Origin of the sequence: Halomonas daqiaonensis (assembly GCF_900109725.1) — a bacterium.
Taxonomy (GTDB): Bacteria; Pseudomonadota; Gammaproteobacteria; order Pseudomonadales; family Halomonadaceae; genus Halomonas; species Halomonas daqiaonensis.
In genome coordinates, this window is the sequence record NZ_FOBC01000004.1 from 79,174 (window position 1) to 94,951 (window position 15,778).

General features: G+C 66.5%; 14 protein-coding genes. 8 read left to right on the plus strand and 6 right to left on the minus strand.

Going from position 1 to position 15,778, the window contains the following annotated elements; genetic code table 11:
* The first annotated feature begins 14 nt into the window (after positions 1 to 14).
* Together BMY30_RS04225 and BMY30_RS04230 are read left to right on the plus strand one after the other, a co-directional pair.
* Complete coding sequence (locus BMY30_RS04225; RefSeq protein ID WP_089710931.1) at positions 15 to 2,126, plus strand: adenosylcobalamin-dependent ribonucleoside-diphosphate reductase; 2,112 nt, start codon at positions 15 to 17, stop codon at positions 2,124 to 2,126.
* A 270-nt stretch (positions 2,127 to 2,396) separates the two neighbouring features.
* The gene (locus BMY30_RS04230) at positions 2,397 to 3,149 is read left to right on the plus strand and encodes a ribonucleoside-diphosphate reductase (RefSeq protein ID WP_089710933.1); all 753 of its coding nucleotides are present in this window, start codon (positions 2,397 to 2,399) and stop codon (positions 3,147 to 3,149) included.
* Positions 3,150 to 3,276: 127 nt separating this feature from the next.
* Here BMY30_RS04230 and BMY30_RS04235 read toward each other — a convergent pair whose 3' ends face one another.
* The 3 genes from BMY30_RS04235 to ubiU are packed head-to-tail and all read right to left on the minus strand — an operon-like array spanning position 3,277 to position 5,946.
* A complete protein-coding gene (locus BMY30_RS04235) occupies positions 3,277 to 4,023 on the minus strand; it encodes an anaerobic ribonucleoside-triphosphate reductase activating protein (protein ID WP_244516118.1) in 747 nt (248 codons plus the stop codon).
* Entirely contained in the window at positions 4,020 to 4,940 is a 921-nt protein-coding gene (locus BMY30_RS04240; protein WP_089710935.1) for a U32 family peptidase, read from the minus strand. The genes BMY30_RS04235 and BMY30_RS04240 overlap by 4 nt, the downstream gene beginning before the upstream one ends.
* A gap of 10 nt (positions 4,941 to 4,950) precedes the next feature.
* On the minus strand, positions 4,951 to 5,946 hold the full coding sequence (ubiU, locus tag BMY30_RS04245) for a ubiquinone anaerobic biosynthesis protein UbiU (RefSeq protein ID WP_089710937.1): 996 nt from the start codon (positions 5,944 to 5,946) through the stop codon (positions 4,951 to 4,953).
* Between the two features lie 199 nt (positions 5,947 to 6,145).
* Here ubiU and BMY30_RS04250 point away from each other — a divergent pair, with 199 nt between their 5' ends.
* Entirely contained in the window at positions 6,146 to 6,610 is a 465-nt protein-coding gene (locus BMY30_RS04250) for a globin (protein WP_089710939.1), read from the plus strand.
* A gap of 120 nt (positions 6,611 to 6,730) precedes the next feature.
* Here BMY30_RS04250 and BMY30_RS04255 read toward each other — a convergent pair whose 3' ends face one another.
* Positions 6,731 to 7,477, minus strand: coding sequence for a hypothetical protein (locus BMY30_RS04255; RefSeq protein WP_139195468.1), 747 nt, complete (start codon positions 7,475 to 7,477; stop codon positions 6,731 to 6,733).
* Positions 7,478 to 7,555: 78 nt separating this feature from the next.
* Here BMY30_RS04255 and BMY30_RS04260 point away from each other — a divergent pair, with 78 nt between their 5' ends.
* The 4 genes from BMY30_RS04260 to BMY30_RS04275 all read left to right on the plus strand — a co-directional run bounded on the left by BMY30_RS04260 (position 7,556) and on the right by BMY30_RS04275 (position 13,118).
* Positions 7,556 to 8,173, plus strand: coding sequence for a TetR/AcrR family transcriptional regulator (locus BMY30_RS04260; protein WP_089710943.1), 618 nt, complete (start codon positions 7,556 to 7,558; stop codon positions 8,171 to 8,173).
* On the plus strand, positions 8,170 to 9,552 hold the full coding sequence (locus BMY30_RS04265) for an efflux RND transporter periplasmic adaptor subunit (protein WP_089710945.1): 1,383 nt from the start codon (positions 8,170 to 8,172) through the stop codon (positions 9,550 to 9,552). The genes BMY30_RS04260 and BMY30_RS04265 overlap by 4 nt, the downstream gene beginning before the upstream one ends.
* On the plus strand, positions 9,549 to 12,650 hold the full coding sequence (locus BMY30_RS04270) for an efflux RND transporter permease subunit (RefSeq protein ID WP_089710947.1): 3,102 nt from the start codon (positions 9,549 to 9,551) through the stop codon (positions 12,648 to 12,650). Before BMY30_RS04265 ends, BMY30_RS04270 begins: the two co-directional genes overlap by 4 nt.
* 123 nt (positions 12,651 to 12,773) lie before the next feature.
* Positions 12,774 to 13,118, plus strand: coding sequence for a hexameric tyrosine-coordinated heme protein (locus tag BMY30_RS04275; RefSeq protein ID WP_211607230.1), 345 nt, complete (start codon positions 12,774 to 12,776; stop codon positions 13,116 to 13,118).
* Between the two features lie 254 nt (positions 13,119 to 13,372).
* Here the strand turns inward: BMY30_RS04275 and hmpA are convergent, their stop codons facing one another.
* Together hmpA and BMY30_RS04285 are read right to left on the minus strand one after the other, a co-directional pair.
* Complete coding sequence (hmpA, locus tag BMY30_RS04280) at positions 13,373 to 14,542, minus strand: NO-inducible flavohemoprotein (protein ID WP_089710949.1); 1,170 nt, start codon at positions 14,540 to 14,542, stop codon at positions 13,373 to 13,375.
* A 102-nt stretch (positions 14,543 to 14,644) separates the two neighbouring features.
* The gene (locus BMY30_RS04285; protein WP_089710951.1) at positions 14,645 to 15,211 is read right to left on the minus strand and encodes a YIP1 family protein; all 567 of its coding nucleotides are present in this window, start codon (positions 15,209 to 15,211) and stop codon (positions 14,645 to 14,647) included.
* A 130-nt stretch (positions 15,212 to 15,341) separates the two neighbouring features.
* Here BMY30_RS04285 and BMY30_RS04290 point away from each other — a divergent pair, with 130 nt between their 5' ends.
* Entirely contained in the window at positions 15,342 to 15,755 is a 414-nt protein-coding gene (locus BMY30_RS04290) for a MarR family transcriptional regulator (RefSeq protein ID WP_089710953.1), read from the plus strand.
* The last annotated feature ends 23 nt before the right edge of the window (positions 15,756 to 15,778 follow it).

Below are 15,778 nucleotides of genomic sequence, written 5' to 3' on the forward strand. Positions count from 1 at the left end.
CCGGAGCCATCCGAATGAGCACTTCCACCAAGGCCGTCAAGACTTCCAACGAGGTGCCCTTGCAGTTGCCCTCTCGCGACATCTGGGATGCCAAGTATCGCCTCAAGGACCGTCACGGCCACCCCGTGGATGAGGACGTCACTGCCACCTGGGATCGTGTGGCCCGGGCTCTGGCGGCCGTGGAGGGTGACCAGGCGGATGAGTGGCTGCCGAAGTTTCGCTGGGCGCTGGAGAACGGCGCCATCCCCGCCGGGCGCATCATGTCCAACGCTGGCGCCGAGGCCTACAAGCCGGCGGTGAGCCTGATCAACTGCACCGTCTCGCGCACCATCCGCGACTCCATGCACGATATCCTCGACTCGGTGGTGGATGCCGGCATGACCCTCAAGGCGGGTTGCGGCATCGGCTATGAGTTCTCCACCTTGCGCCACAAGGGCGCCTTCGTGTTCGGTGCCGGCGCCGGCACCAACGGCCCGCTGGCGTTCATGGATATCTACGACAAGATGTGCTTCACGGTGGCCTCGGCGGGCGGGCGCCGCGGCGCCCAGATGGGCACCTTCGATGTCGGCCACCCCGATGTGCGCGAGTTCATCGAGGCCAAGCGCGAGGCGGGCCGGCTTCGCCAGTTCAACCTCAGCCTGCTGATCACCGACGAGTTCATGGAAGCGGTGAAGAACGACACCGACTGGCCGCTGGCCTTCCCGCTCCACGAGGGCGAGAAGGATGACGTCGATCAGAGCGAGCTGATCTACCGCGACTGGCCGGTGGTGGAAGAGGGCTATACCGTTGACGCCGAGGGGCGCGTGGCCTGCCGCATCGTCGAGGTGATCAAGGCCCGCGAGCTGTGGGACACCATCATGTCGTCGACCTACGACTTCGCCGAGCCGGGCTTCATCCTGATCGACCAGGTCAACCGCATGAACAACAACTGGTTCTGCGAGGAGATTCGGGCGACCAACCCTTGCGGAGAGCAGCCATTACCCCCCGAGGGTGCCTGCCTGCTCGGCTCGGTCAACCTGACCCGCTTCGTGGTCGATCCCTTCGGCAAGACGCCTCGCTTCGATTGGGAGCGCTACCGCCAGGTAGTGGCGATCTTCACCCGCATGCTCGACAACGTGGTGGAGATCAGCGGCCTGCCGCTGGAAGGGCAGCGCAAGGAGATCGAGGCTAAGCGCCGCCACGGCATGGGCTTTCTGGGCCTGGGCTCGACCCTGACCATGCTCAAGATCCCCTACGGCTCCCCCGAATCGCTGGCCTTCACCGAGGAGGTGAGTCGTAACCTGGCCCTGGAGGGCTGGAAGCAGGCACTGGAGCTCTCTCGCGAGAAGGGCGTGGCCCCGGCACTGGCCGAGGACTACGAGATCACCCCGCGGATGATGCGCGAACGCCCCGAGCTCAAGCAGGACGGCTACGAGGTGGGCGACAAGGTGCCCGGTCGCATCCTGCACGCCCGCTACAGCCGTTACATGCAGAAGGTCGCCGAAGTAGAGCCTGAGCTCGTGTCCCAGCTCGCCGAGAACGGTGCGCGCTTCACCCATCACAGCTCCATCGCGCCCACCGGCACCATCTCGCTGTCGCTGGGCAACAATGCCTCCAACGGCATCGAGCCGTCCTTTTCGCACCGTTACTTCCGCAACGTCATCCAGTCGGGCAAGAAGACCAAGGAGCAGGTCGAGGTGGTCTCCTTCGAGCTGGCGGCCTATCGCCACTTCATTGCCGCCGACGCCGTGGAGAGCGATCTGCCCGACTACTTCATCACCGCCGACGCGGTGAGCCCCAAGCAGCACGTGGCGGTGCAGGCGGCGGCCCAGGTATGGGTCGACTCGGCCATCTCCAAGACGGTGAACGTGCCCACCGAGTTCGCCTTCGCGGAGTTCAAGGACCTCTACCTCGACGCCTACGCCAGCAAGCTCAAGGGTTGCACCACCTTCCGCTTCAATCCGGAGGCCTTCCAGGGCGTGCTGGTACGCGAGGACGACCTCAAGAACACCACCTACGTCTTCGAGCTGGAGAACGGCGAGAGCGTGGAGCTGGCCGGCGATGAGAAGGTCATCTACGACGGCGAGGAGCACAACGCGGCGAACCTCTACGACGCGCTGAAGGAAGGCACCTATGGAAAGTGGTAAGCCAGTGTTCTCGCGCTTGCCCTCAGCGAGGGGCGCCGGGGATGAGCCGAAGAGGAGGTCCTACGCCAGGGGTGAGAAGCACCGCTTCGAACGGGCTGGCCATGGATGGCCAGCACCGGTCCTGCAAGCGGAGCGGGACGCGAGAGCGAAGCTGGGCGTCGGTAGCGCCCAAGGAAGGGTTTACAGCGCCTCCTCGCAGGCTCTTCGCCGGATCAGCCCCGAGCGATGGACACCCAGTGCCACCCAACAACTTTCCGGAGGAGCCGCCTGATGGCCGTCGAGATCAATTCCAAGATCGTTTCCTACAGCGTCAAGAAGGCGGTGGAAGAGCCACCGCTGGCCGACGAGAACCCGCTTACGGTACGTATCCCCTCTCGCCCTGAGGGCACCCTGGAGGCCGTGTCGGAGAAGATCTCCTACGTTGGCGCCGAGGGGCGCAAGAAGGTCTACCTGCTGGTGTCGTTCATGCCGGTGGAGGGGGTGCTGGGCGGCAAGCGGGTGGTGATCGAGCGCCCGGTGGAGTTCTTCTTCCCTTCCGGCCAGCTCTCCAGCGAGCACCAGTGGATCACCGCCACCATGCGCAGCCTGTCGCTGGCTGCCCGCGGCGGCTATGTCACCCAGGCGGTGGCCGACCTGCGCAAGGTAGCCTGGGACAAGGGCCTGGTGCGCTGCGGCATGAACCGCTGGGGCAAGCCGATGTTCCATGACTCCGAGGTCGCGGCGATCGCCTGGTCGATCCAGCAGATCCTCCACCGCCGAGGCTTCCTCGATCAGGACGGCAATCAGGTGCCGGTGGAGGAGCTGGTCAGCCGCTATGCCCAGCGCCTGGCCAGCGGGCACCCCTGGCAGCCGCCCACCACCGAGGAGATCGAGCAGGCCGAGCGCAAGGCGCAGCATGCCGATCATGCCAAGGGTGACGGCCCCACGGTGGTCGGCCACTGCCCCGAATGCAACGGCGAGCTGATCATGATGGACGGCTGCCCCACCTGCTACTCCGGCTGTGGCTGGTCGAAGTGTGGATAAGCAGACTTCAGCAAGGGGCTGTGGCTAAGTTAGCCAGGCCGAACTGAACCGCCATCAGGGTAATGCAGACGCCTCGGGAAGCGAACGCGACCCGGGGCGTCTGCGTTGGAGGGCCGCCGATGCGAGATCAGTGGCGTAGCTCTAGCCTAGAGAAGTGCGGCGCCAGCCGGCGGATCAGGGCCTCCAGGGCCTCCCGGGGCGGAGCGCCGGCCACCGGCAGGCAGTAGTCGGGGTCGCGGCAACGTTCGGAGCGGGCGACCTGCAGAGCGTAGCGGCGTACGCCACAGTCGGCCAGGGTCATCGCCAGGCGCTCCAGGTCCTCCAGGGCGAAGTCCTTCCAGTGCACCGTGGTGCGGCATTCGAAGGGTACCTCGCCCTCCAGCAACAGCGAGAGGCTGCGTGCATGGCGTTGCCAGATGCCGCTGCGCCCGCAAATCCGGTCGAAGTCACGACCGCGTCCCTTGACATCCAGTGCCACCCAGTCGAGCCACGGCAGCAGACGCTCCAGCCGCTCGGGATAGGGACCGGCAGTGTGCAGGCCCACGGCCAGCCCCATCTCGTGCACCTGCGCCAGGGCCTGCGGCAGGTCGACATGCAGGGTGGGCTCGCCACCACTGAACACCACGGCGTCGAGCCCGTCGGGTCGGATCTCCAGAAAACCGCGCATCGCCTCCCACTCGCCGGGCTCCCCGCGGCGGGCGATGGCCATCTCGCTCACCTCGCAGTAGCCGCACTGCAGGGGGCAGCCCTGGAGATGGATCACGGCGGCGCGACGGCCCGGAAAATCCGCCGTACTCAACGCGCTCAGGCTCGCCACCGGCAGGCGGATCTCGGATGCCTCATCCGGCTCCAGGCGCAGGAGCGGCCCGATCACGGCGCCGTCACTCCGCGGGTGTTGTCCATGCCGGGTCGACCGTGCCAGTAGCCGTCACAGATCTCGGCATCCACCAGGCGCAGCGGGTCGGGACCGGGGAGCTCACCGCGGCGCGCGGCATGGAAAGCGCTGACCACCTCGGCCATGCCCTCGGGACGCGGGCTCAGGCGGGCGATCCCGACACCCATCGCAGCCATTTCCGGCACCTCGTGGCGCAGATCCTGACAGGCGCCGGAGAGGGTCTGGATACCATTCAGGATAAAGATCTGCTGGGATTCCTGGGAGCGCAGCGCCAAGCCCTCCGGATGCTTCTGGCAGACGAACTGGCAGCGGTCCTTGGGCTTCTGGTAGCGCCGCGCGGTGAAGCAGCGCGATGACCAGGCCAGCGGCAGGTGGCCGTAGGCGAATACCTCGCAAGGGGCGTCGAGGCCCTGTTCGCGACAGTCGGCCAGCAGCCGGGCGAGGTCGTCCCGGGACATCTCCACCGGGGCCTCCCAGCACTGCATGCCGGCGCGGGAGAGCACTGCCAGGGTGGCCGGGTTGTAGAGGTTGAGCGCAGCACCGGCGACGAAGGGCAGGCCAGCCGTCGAGAGGCGTTGCACAGCACTCTGGTCATTGGCCTCGACCAGGAACTCGCCGTTGTCGCACAGCTTGCGCAGGTCGCGCAGATCGGCCTCTGACTCGATCAGGGTCTGGCTGGCCAGCACCACCTGCTTGCCGGTCTGGGCCAGTTCGCGGCCGATGCCCAACCAGTCGTCGAGCTTCATGTCGCGACGCCGAGAGCACACCGATTCGCCGAGGTGGACGATGTCCACCGGCCAGTCGGCGGCCTCGCGATAGAAGTCGGCGTAGCGCTCGCGACTCCAGTAGAAGAGCACTGGGCCGAGCGACAGCTGGAGCCTGGGGGTGGCGGACATGGGCTCTCTCCTATTTCCAGCGGCGCTCGTAGGCGCCCAGGGTGGTGATGCTGCCTTCGGAGACTTCGCCGAGGCCGGTCATCCAGGCGGGCTCAGCGTGGAATCGTCCGGGGGCGCGCTCGAGGCGGTCCAGGGCTTGGCGCCAGATGCCGGCGACCTTCGATACGTAGGCCGGGCTGCGCTGACGGCCCTCGATCTTCACCGCGCTGATGCCGAGCTCCTGGAGCTCCGGCAACAACGCCAGGGTGTTGAGGCTGGTGGGCTCCTCGATGGCGTGATACGTCTCGCCGCCCACCTCGAAGCGCCCCTTGCACAGGGTGGGGTAGCCGGCATTCTCGCCTTCGCCGTAGCGGTCGATCAGCACGCCGTTGAGGCGTGACTCCAGGCCTTCCGGGGTCTCCTCCCAGCGGACATGGGCCGCAGGGGAGCAGACGCCGCGGGTGTTGGGGGACTCGCCGGTGAGATACGAGGAGAGGTAACAACGGCCCTCGGCCATGATGCACAGGCTCCCGAAGGCGAAGACCTCCAGCTCTACCGGACTCTGCCCGGCCAGATCACGGACCTGGGTGATGGAGAGCACGCGGGGCAGCACGGCGCGCTTGATGCCGAACTGGTCGTGACAGAAACGCAGCGCCTCATGGCTGGTGGCCGAGCCCTGCACCGAGAGGTGGCGGGCTATGTCCGGATGGCGGCGGGTGGCGTAGTCGAGCAGCCCCATGTCGGCCATGATTAGTGCATCGACGCCCAGCTCGGCGGCCTGATCCACGGCGCGGGCCCACATGGCCCAGCCATCCGGTTGTGGGTAGGTGTTGATGGCGCAGAAGACTCGCTTGCCACGGGCATGGGCGTAGTCGATACCCTCCCTGGCGCGTTTGTCGGTGAAGTTGAGACCGGCGAACTGGCGGGCATTGGTGGTGTTCTGGAAGCCGAAATAGACGGCATCGGCCCCTTTGTCCACGGCGCGTTTCAGGGCGGGCAGGTTGCCGGCGGGGCAGACGAGTTCCATGGCGAGCCTCCTCTCGATGAAAACCTGACCATGCTAGTCGACTACCCCCGCCTGGCCCTTGACTGGCGTCATGGCGAGGGGGTATTCGCGATTGGCATGATGCAGGTCATGCCGGGGCCAGTGGGAGCACACCCGCAAAGGCCCCGGGCGAGCCTCTGGCCTAGTCTTGGGTCAGGCATGCTCACCAGGCGGGGCGGTCATGGACATTGAGCGACTCTTCGATGAGAGCTACGTGCGGGTTCTGAGCCGAGAGGTCGACGGGCAGGGATTCTTCGCGGCCTTTTATGAGCGCTTTGTCGCGGCCTCACCGGAGGTGGCGGAGAAATTTCGCCAGACCGACATGGCGCGCCAGCAGGCCATGCTCAAGAAGGGCTTCTATCACCTGCTGGCGTTCTACGCGTCGAGTCATGCCGACTACTACCTGGATCAGGTGGCGATCAGCCATAGTCGTGCACACCTCGACATCCGTCCCGGGCTCTATGACCTGTGGCTCGATGCGCTGGTCGAGACGGCACGTCGCTTCGATGACCGCTTCGATGATGACGTGGAGCTGGCCTGGCGGCTGGTGATGACGCCGGGCATCGTCTATATGCGCTTCCACTATGATCGCTGTGATGGCGCCATGCCACCGCCCACGGACCGAAGCGGTGGACGCGGTCGATGAAAAAGATGCCGCGGGGTATGAACGCCATGGCCATCCCGTTGGCATGCTGCACGTATTCAGTTTCCCTCCACCCTTCAGGGCCAGAAGATCCGCCTGTTCTGAAGCAAGGCCCGACGCAGGTTAACGTTCAGATCCATCGCTCGGCACTTCTGGCGCCAGCCCCCATTCGGCAGAAACATCCGAGCTTTTCAGCCCCTCGAAACGATCGGTCACGTAGGTGCTATGACACGCCACGCAGGATTCGGTCATGCGACCGAAGAGTTCCACCTGCCCGGGAGTGTCTTCCGTACGGCCAGCCTCGGCCAGTGATGCCGAGAGCTCATGCAGGTACGCATCCATCTGAAGGAATTCTGGCGGTACCGCGGCCTTCAGCTCCTGACGATCCTGATCGGTAAGCGACTGTTCCAGGATGAAGCTGTCGTGAATCGACTGCCCCTTTTCGGCCACCGTGGTGTGTCGTCCTTGCAGAATGGCGCTATAGACGTCCTGCATTGCCAGCTCGATCTGAATCATTTCCTTCTTCAGCAAGCCTTGCAGCTTGGGCGTCAGCTCAGGCCTGACAGGCTCCGCGGCCAGGCTGGTAGCGCTGACGCCCAGTGCTACCAGCGTGCCAAGGACAATGGCGGCACGTCTGCCGTGACGGCAACGAGGGGGCAGTGAACGGATCGAGATAGCGAACAGCATGGCGTTTCTCCTCAATGGGCTCGCGTTCCGTGCTTTACCTCGGAAAGCGTAGTTTCCATCCGGCGGGACCGCGTTGATACAGGTCAGTTCGGCACCGGTACTTAACCCTGCTGGAGGCTTCACTACAAATACGCGTCGAAACAGGATCTCACGCAAGTGATGCGTGAAGCTGATCCAGGTCATCTTTGGGGAAGCCTTTGCTGGCGGCGATGCCGTGATCCAGCTAGATAGTAACTGATTACTATCTTTTTAGGCTCGAGCATGTCACAGCGCCAGCATCTCCCCGCCGACGAGCGCCGGGAGCGTACCGTGGAGGCCGTCATCGAGCTTTGCGGCCGCGAGGAACCCGCCACCCTGACCACCGGGCGCATCGCCCGACGCATGGGTGTCACCCAAGGGGCGCTGTTTCGTCACTTCCCCAGCAAGGAAGCCATCTGGGAGGCGGCGGTGGCCTGGATCGCCGAGCGGTTAATGGCGAGGGTCGCCGCCGCTGCCGAGGGTATCGAGGACCCCTTGGCCGCCCTGGAAGCGATGTTCCTGGCCCACGTGGCCTTCATCGCCGAGCACCCGGGGGTGCCGCGGCTGCTGATGGGCCAGCTGCAGCACCCGCGGCCCACCGTCGCCAGCTGCCTGGTGCGCGAGCTGATGGAGCGCTATCGGCGGCGCCTGCTGGGCCTGCTCGGAGAGGCCAGGCGTCGAGGGCAGCTGCGCCCCGGACTCGACCTGGACGTGGCGGCGACCCAGTTCATCGGCTGTGTCCAGGGACTGGTGCTGCAGTCGCTGATCGCCAACGACGTGGCAGGCATCGTCGACCGGGCACCGGCGGCCTTCGATCTCTACCGCTACGGCATTCGCGCGGATGCGGGAGGTGACGCATGAGGCCCGCGATACGCCGGCTGGGGCGCGGGCTGGCGGTGCTGATCGGCGTCGTCGTGGGCGTGGCGCTGCTGGTCGTCTTCGTGGCCAATCGCCAGGCCCCCGAGCGCGAGGAGGCGGCGGCCTCCGTCACCCCGGTCAGGATCGTCGAGGTCCGCCCCCTGGAGCTGCGCCTGGAGGCGCGAGGCCACGGCGTGGCGCGCCCTGCCGAGACCTGGCAGGCGACGGCCAACGTGGCGGGGCGCGTCGTCGAGCGACACCCGGAACTGGAGAGCGGCACCCTGCTGCCCGAGGGGACTCTGATGGTGGCGCTGGATCCCAGCCGCTACGAACTGGCCATCGCCGAGGCCGAGGCGGAGCTGGCCAGCCTGGCCGGCGAGTTGGCCCAGCTCGAGGCCGAGGAGAAGAACACCCGTCGCGTGCTGGAGCTGGAGCAGCAGGCGCTGGCTCTGGCCGAGCAGGAGCTGGCACGCATCGAGCGCCTGGCGGCCAGTGGCTCGGTCTCCCGCTCACGACGCGACGAGCAGCGTCGCAGCACCCTGGGCCAGCGCCAGGCGGTCGCTTCCCTGGAGAACAGTCTGGCGCTGCTGCCCTCTCGGCGGGAGGTACTCAAGGCGCAGCGTGAGCGGGCTGCGGTGCGCCTGGCCCAGGCCCGGCAGGACCTGGCCGACACCCGCTTCGAGGCGCCCTACGACCTGCGCCTGGCCGAGGTGGAGGTGGAGCTGCATCAGTTCGTCGGCACCGGGCATCGACTGTTCCAGGCCGAGAACCTGGCCGCCGCCGAGGTGGAGGCGCACATTCCCATCGCCATGATGCGTCGCCTGATGGCCGCGATCCTGGCCGAGGAGCCCTCTGGCCAGGGGCTGGACCTGGACGAGCGACTGGACTTCTCGGCGGTCGACGCCGAACTCTTCCTGGCCGGCGCCGAGGGCGTGGGTTGGTCGGGAGAACTGGTGCGCGTGGCCAGTGGCCTGGACCCGACCACCCGTACGATACGCGCCGTGGTGCGGATTGATCACCCCTACCGCGATGCCCGGCCGCCGGATCGCCCTCCGCTGCAGCGCGACATGTACGTGCGTACCCGGCTTAGCGCGCCCAGCCCTGAGCCTAAGTTGGCGATCCCGGCCAGTGCGGTGCATCAGGGTGAGGTGTGGCTGGTGGATGACGAGGCACGCCTCGAGCGGCGCACGGTGAGCGTGGCCTTCGAGCAGGGCAACCTGGCGGTGATCGCGGGTGGCCTCGAAGCCGGCGAGCGGGTGGTGGTCGATGACCTGCCCGCGGCGATCGCCGGGATGGCGCTTGAGCCGCGTCGCGATGAGGCCCTGGAGGCGCGTATCGCTGAGCAGGCGCTGGGCGAAGCACACAGGGAAGCCCAGCCATGATCCGCTGGTTCGCCGCCCACCCCACTGCCGCCAACCTGCTGCTGGTGCTGCTGCTCGCCGCCGGTCTCTTCACCGCTCCGTCGCTCAAGCGCGAGACGTTTCCCGACTATCGCCCGGTGGAGGTGAGCGTCGAGGTGGTTTACCGCGGGGCCAGTGCCGCCGACGTGGAGGACGCCGTCTGCCGCCGCCTGCATGAGGCGGTGAAGGGGGTGGAGTTTCTCGACGAGTTCGTCTGCGTGGCCCAGGACAACCTGGCCAGCGCCATCGCCACCATGCAGGCCGGCGGCGACCCCCTGCGCTTTCTCGGCGAGATCGACACCGAGGTCGGTGCCATCAGCGAGTTTCCAGCCCGGGCCGACCCGCCGGTGGTGCGCGAACTGCACCGCAGCGATCTGGTTGCGGCGGTCGCCGTATCATCCGACATGCCCGCCGGCCAGCTTGAGGAGTACGCCCTGCGCCTGGAGGAACGCATCATGGCGCTGCCCGGGGTGGCGGACGTGGCGATCCATGGCATGTCCCAGCGCCAGTGGCAGGTGGAGGTGCCCGGCGAGGTGCTCGGCCAGCACGGCCTCTCGGCTCGCGAACTGGCGCGGCGGATCTCGGCCCAGAGTCTGGACCTGCCGCTGGGCACCCTGGAAACCCCCGAGCGCGATATCCTGCTGCGCTTCACCGACCAGCGCCGCTCGCTGGTGGAGCTTTCGCGCCTGGTGGTGATGTCCGATCCGGCCGGCGGCGAGCTGACCCTGGGTGACATCGCCAGCCTGACCGAGACCGGCGAACGCGAGGAGGAGAAGATTCGCTTCAACGGCGAACCGGCGCTGGTGCTGGAGGTGAGCAAGAGCCTGCGCGACGACGCCCTGACGGTGAAGGAGCGCCTCGAGGGGCTGATCGAGGCAGAGCACCGCCGCTTCGATGGTGGCATAACGCTGACCCTGACCCAGGACATGACCAGCATCGTCCGCGACCGCCTGCAGATGCTGGTAGGCAACGGCATCATGGGGCTAGCGCTGGTGCTGCTGGTGATGAGCCTGTTCTTCCGCCCGCGCCTGGCGCTGTGGGCGGTGCTGGGGCTGCCCGCGGCCTTCATGGGGGCCTTCCTGGTGATGGGGCTCGCCGGCCTCTCGCTGAACATGATCACCCTGGTGGCACTGTTGATGGCCATCGGCATCGTCATGGACGATGCCATCGTGATCACCGACAATATCGCCGCCCACGCCGGGGAGGGGGCCACGCCGCTGGAGGCGGTGGTGGCGGGGACCCGCCAGGTGCTGCCCGGAGTGCTGTCCTCCTTCCTGACTACCGCCTCGGTCTTCGTGCCGCTCTCCTTTCTGGCTGGCGAGATGGGTGCCGTACTGGAGGTGCTGCCGGTGGTGCTGATCGCCGCCCTGGCGGCGAGTCTCATCGAGGCGTTCTGGATCCTCCCCCACCACCTCAAGGGCAGTGTGAAGCACCTGCAGCAGGGCCAGGATTCCCGCTTTCGCAGTGCCTTCGACCGCGGCTTCGAGCGCTTTCGCGAGAGCGTGGGACGGCTGGCCGATCGGGCGATCCGTTTCCGTCATGCGGCATTGGGGCTCGTATTTACCGTGCTGTTAGCATCTGTCGGTTTCATGGCCGGTGGCCACGTCGGCAGCGAGGCGATGCCCGACATCGACGGCGACGTGCTGGAAGCTCGCATCCTGATGCCCCAGGGCACGCCGCTCGAGCGCACCGAGGCGGTGGCCGAGCGGGTCGAGATGGCGATGCGTGAGCTCGATGCACGCCACTCTCCCGAGCAACCCGAGGGCGCGGCGCTGGTGGAGGCGATCCAGGTGCGCTTCAACCACAATCTCAGCGCCCGGGAGGCGGGTCCCCACGTGGCCACGGTCAGCGTTGACCTGCTGACCGCCGAGCGGCGCACCCTGACCCTGGATGCGTTGACCGCTGAGTGGCGAGAGGCGATTGGCGAGATCGCCGGGCTGCAGCGTCTGATCATCCAGGAGCCGGGCTTCGGCCCCGCCGGGGTACCCGTGGAGGTGCGCCTGACCGGCGAGGACCTCGAGGCCATGAAGGCGGCGGGGCTCGAGCTGGCCTCGCGGCTGCAGGGCTATTCGGCAGTCTACAACGTCATGGATGACCAGCGCCTGGGCAAGCCCCAGCGCGCCTACTTCCTTGTATCGGGCGCCCACGGCCTGGGGCTCACCGCCGAGGAGGTGGCGAGTCAGCTGCGTGCAGGCCTGCTTGGCGAGATCGCCGATACCCAGCGCATCGGCGAGCAGGAGATCGAGGTGTTGGTGCGCCAGGCCGAGGCCGACCGCGAGGGTCTCGACGACCTGGCCGACCAGACCCTGGTGCTCCCCGATGGCAGCCGGGTGCCACTCTCGGTGGTCACCGAGGTGGCCGAGCGCCGCGAGTGGGCGCGCCTCAGCCGCATCGACGGGCGGCGCACCGTCACCGTGGAGGCCAACGTGGATGCCCGCCAGGCCAGCGGCCAGGCCATCGTCGACGATCTCGTGGGCAGTGGCTGGCTGGCCGACTTCGAGGGGCGCCATCCCGAGGTGGCGGTCACCTTCGAGGGGCAGGTAGCCAGCTCCGCCGAGACCGGTGGCTCCATCGCCCGCGGTCTGCTGATCGGCCTGGTGGGGATCTTCGTGATCCTCTCCTTCCAGTTCCGCAGCTACGTGGAGCCGCTGATCGTCATGCTCTCGATCCCGCTGGCCTTCATCGGCGCCATCTGGGGGCATGTCATTATGGGCTACTACCTCTCCATGCCCTCGCTGATCGGCGCCGCCTCGCTGGCCGGCATCGTGGTCAACAACGCCATCCTGCTGATCCACTTCATCAAGACGCACCGCGAGCGAGGCATGAACGCGGTGGCGGCCGCCGGCCAGGCCTGCCGCGACCGGCTGCGTGCCATCCTGATCTCCACCACGACCACCATCGCCGGCCTCGCGCCACTACTGGCCGAGACCAGCACCCAGGCGGATGCCATCAAACCGCTGGTGATCGCCGTTGTGTTCGGCCTGCTCAGTGCCACCCTGCTGGTGCTGCTGGTGATCCCGGCGCTCTACGTGCTCTTCGACGACTGGGGCTGGACCCGCGAGGCCCCCGCCGAGGCGTAGCGACATGGGCCGGCCCTATCTTGACCATGGGGCGGCACAGACTACCTTTAAAGGTGTACTTTTTTTGCATCTTATAAATTCGGCAAGACGATGTGCACCATGAATCAAACCTCAGGAGGCCACATGACGCCCATCTCCCATCGCCATGTCTCAGGCAAGATCACCGGCACACTGATGCTGGCGGCTTCCCTCTTGCTGGGTAGCGTCGCCCTGGCGGATGCCCATGAAGCCGAGGATTCCGGCAAGACCTGGTTGCCGAGCCTCATGACCGAGACTCCTCAGGAGGGCTTCGCCCTGGCGGTGACCCTTTCCCAGAAGGGGGTGGGGACCACCCAGCCGGATGCCGAGGTGCGCAAGGAACAGCGCCCCGAATATGCCGAGAATCCCGACAGCCTAATTGCGGCTTCCCACGTCATCGCCACGCACTTTCAGACCGTGGCCGCGGCCAACGACTACTGGCGGGAGTGATGCCAAGATGACGTCACAGAGCCTGCAGCATCTGACTTGCTGGACGGTGTGAGCCGCGGAGGAGAGCCCTAATGATCTGGGCTAAGGCATGATCACGGTACGGCTCTATCGCTATCATCCCGACGAAGATGACCGACCAAATCATAAAGGCAATGCTGCTGGCGCGCGGCAGCTAAGATCCATCTCCAGCACCCAGACAGCACGACGACGCCCCGGCCTGCCGGGGCGTCGTGGGTGTGTAGGTGGGGCGGATCTCAGGCGGCATCGAGGGGGCGCGAGGGGCCGAAGTGCTCGTAGTGGCGACGCTCGCCGGGCACGCCCAGCTCGGCGAGTGCCTGGTCCACGGCGGCCATGAAGCCCTGGGGGCCCACGAAGTAGCAGCGGGCATCCTCGGGCATCAGGCTGGCCAGCAACTCGCGGTCGATCCGGCCGGTATGGTCGGCCTCATTGCCGCGCTCGTGCACGCTCACCGCCCGGAGCCGCTGAGGGTGCTCCGCGGACAGGGCCGCCACTTCATCGCGGAAGGCGTGATGCTTGGCATCCAGGGCGGCGTGAAGGTAGACCACCCGGCGTCCCTCGGCCAGGGCATGACGAGCCATGGGGAGCATCGGGGTCTGGCCGACCCCGCCACTGACCAGCAGAAGCGGCTCATCACCATCGGCAAGAGTCATGTCGCCGGCCGGTGGCAGCAGCTCCAGGGCGTCGCCGACGCTCATGGCATCATGCAGGTGACGGCTGGCGCGACCCTGCGCCTCCCGCTTTACCGAGATCCGGTAGTGGTGCCCGTTGGGCACATCCGACAGGCTGTAGTGCCGATAGACCGGTTCGCCATCGATGGTCAGTCTCACGCCGATGAACTGGCCCGGCTGGTGGCCGGCCACCGGGCCGCCGTCCTCGGGTTCCAGCACGAAGGAGCGGACCACCGCGCTCTCCTGGCGAGTGTCGGCGATGCGGAAGCGACGAGTGCCGCGCCAGCCGCCGGGGCGCCCCTCGAACTCGCGGTAGCGATGGTCCTCTAGCTCGATGAGCAGGCCGGCGAGTTCCTCATAGAGGCCGCTCCAGGCCGTGGCGATTTCCGGCGTCACCGCCTCGCCGAGCACCTCTCCGATGGCGGCCATCAGGCACTCGCCGACGATAGGATACTGGTCGGGTTGGATACCCAGGGAGACGTGCTTGCTGACCACTGTGGCCAGCACGCCACGTGCCTGCTGGGGGTCCTGGCGCAGTCCCACATAAGCCAGTACCGCCCCGGCCAGGGCTCGCGGCTGGTCGCCATCCTGCTGGTGGGCCTGATTGAACAGCGGTTTCACTTGCGGATAGCGCTCGAACATCAGCGGGTAGAAGCGCTGGGTGATGGCGTCGAGGTGTTCGGCCACCACCGGGGCGGTGGCCTCGATCAGGCGTTCCTGCTCCTGGGTCAGCATGGCACGGCTCCGTGTCGGGGGATGATTATAAGAGGTATGTAAAATACATGTTATTCCCCGGCATGGCCATTCATGGCGACATCCTGTCGCGGTAAGGCGCGCTCAATAGGCCCAGACAATGGCCATCAGCAGTCCCCAGGCCAGCACGCCGGCGGCCATGATGGTGTAAGTGGCGGACATGGTATTCACGTCGTTGTCGCTGCGCTCACAAAGCGTCTGCAGACCGTGGTAGACCAGGCTGCAGGAGATGCCCAGCGCCACCAGCACCGCCAGGGCATTGAGCAGAAGGCTGGGGATCAGCAGCACGATCGCCGAGGACCACAGGGGCAGCGGTGCCAGGGCCGCCAGCAGGTAGGCGTCTGGGTAGTCGATGGAGAGTTCGCGGGTGCCGTTGACCACGGCGTGGATCAGCCAGCCCATCACGAAGAAGGTCAGCAACTCCGCCAGGAAAAGGATGGTGGTAATAAAGCGCCATTCCCTGCCGGCAAAGCCGGCAATGAAGTCATCTCCGTAGTGGGTGCCGGCGTAATAAAGTAGTACGGGAGGCAGCAGTGACATGGGCAGCACCAGGCACCAGGCCAGCACCGGGATGGATGGCTTTCGCCGCTGGAGTGCCTTCCAGCCCGCCTGGCGGGTAAAGGGTAGCTTGATCACGGTAACGGGATTCATGGTCGAGACCTCGTGGGGTGGGGAGGGCGGCAAGAAATATCACGTTGTGATATGGTTATCTAACCATTAGGCCGCGTCTCCTGTGCTGTCAAGCCACCTCGCGATACCCCTGACGACCTGGATGCTTCCCATGAGTGACGACGCCCTGACCAAGAAGGACTTCCAGCGCCTCTCCCACTTTCGCTACCAGTTGCGCTGCTTCCTGCGCCAGAGCGACGACATTTGTCGTGAGTACCACCTCACACCGCTGCAATACCAGCTGCTGCTGCACCTGCTGGGGTTCGAGGGGCGTGAATGGGCCACAATGAGCGAGCTGGCCGAGCGCCTCCAGGCCAAGCATCACGGCACCGTGATGCTGGTGGATCGCTGCGAGCAGCTGGGTCTGGTGGAGCGGCGCCCGAGTCGCGACGACCGTCGGCGTATCGAGGTGCACCTGCTGCCTCGCGGCGCCGAGCTGTCACGCCGTATCGCCGAACTGCATCAGCCCGAACTGCGCCACCTTCAGGAGGAGTTCCGCCTGCCGGGCTGGCCCGATCTCCCCTGAATAGTGAGCTGAAAGATGAGAAA

Coding starts and splice junctions, on each gene's coding strand:
- BMY30_RS04225 (WP_089710931.1), top strand. CDS start 15: ATGAGCACTTCCACCAAGGCCGTCAAGACTTCCAACGAGGTGCCCTTG.
- BMY30_RS04230 (WP_089710933.1), top strand. CDS start 2,397: ATGGCCGTCGAGATCAATTCCAAGATCGTTTCCTACAGCGTCAAGAAG.
- BMY30_RS04240 (WP_089710935.1), bottom strand. CDS start 4,940: ATGTCCGCCACCCCCAGGCTCCAGCTGTCGCTCGGCCCAGTGCTCTTC.
- ubiU (WP_089710937.1), bottom strand. CDS start 5,946: ATGGAACTCGTCTGCCCCGCCGGCAACCTGCCCGCCCTGAAACGCGCC.
- BMY30_RS04250 (WP_089710939.1), top strand. CDS start 6,146: ATGGACATTGAGCGACTCTTCGATGAGAGCTACGTGCGGGTTCTGAGC.
- BMY30_RS04255 (WP_139195468.1), bottom strand. CDS start 7,477: ATGACCTGGATCAGCTTCACGCATCACTTGCGTGAGATCCTGTTTCGA.
- BMY30_RS04260 (WP_089710943.1), top strand. CDS start 7,556: ATGTCACAGCGCCAGCATCTCCCCGCCGACGAGCGCCGGGAGCGTACC.
- BMY30_RS04265 (WP_089710945.1), top strand. CDS start 8,170: ATGAGGCCCGCGATACGCCGGCTGGGGCGCGGGCTGGCGGTGCTGATC.
- BMY30_RS04270 (WP_089710947.1), top strand. CDS start 9,549: ATGATCCGCTGGTTCGCCGCCCACCCCACTGCCGCCAACCTGCTGCTG.
- BMY30_RS04275 (WP_211607230.1), top strand. CDS start 12,774: ATGACGCCCATCTCCCATCGCCATGTCTCAGGCAAGATCACCGGCACA.
- hmpA (WP_089710949.1), bottom strand. CDS start 14,542: ATGCTGACCCAGGAGCAGGAACGCCTGATCGAGGCCACCGCCCCGGTG.
- BMY30_RS04285 (WP_089710951.1), bottom strand. CDS start 15,211: ATGAATCCCGTTACCGTGATCAAGCTACCCTTTACCCGCCAGGCGGGC.
- BMY30_RS04290 (WP_089710953.1), top strand. CDS start 15,342: ATGAGTGACGACGCCCTGACCAAGAAGGACTTCCAGCGCCTCTCCCAC.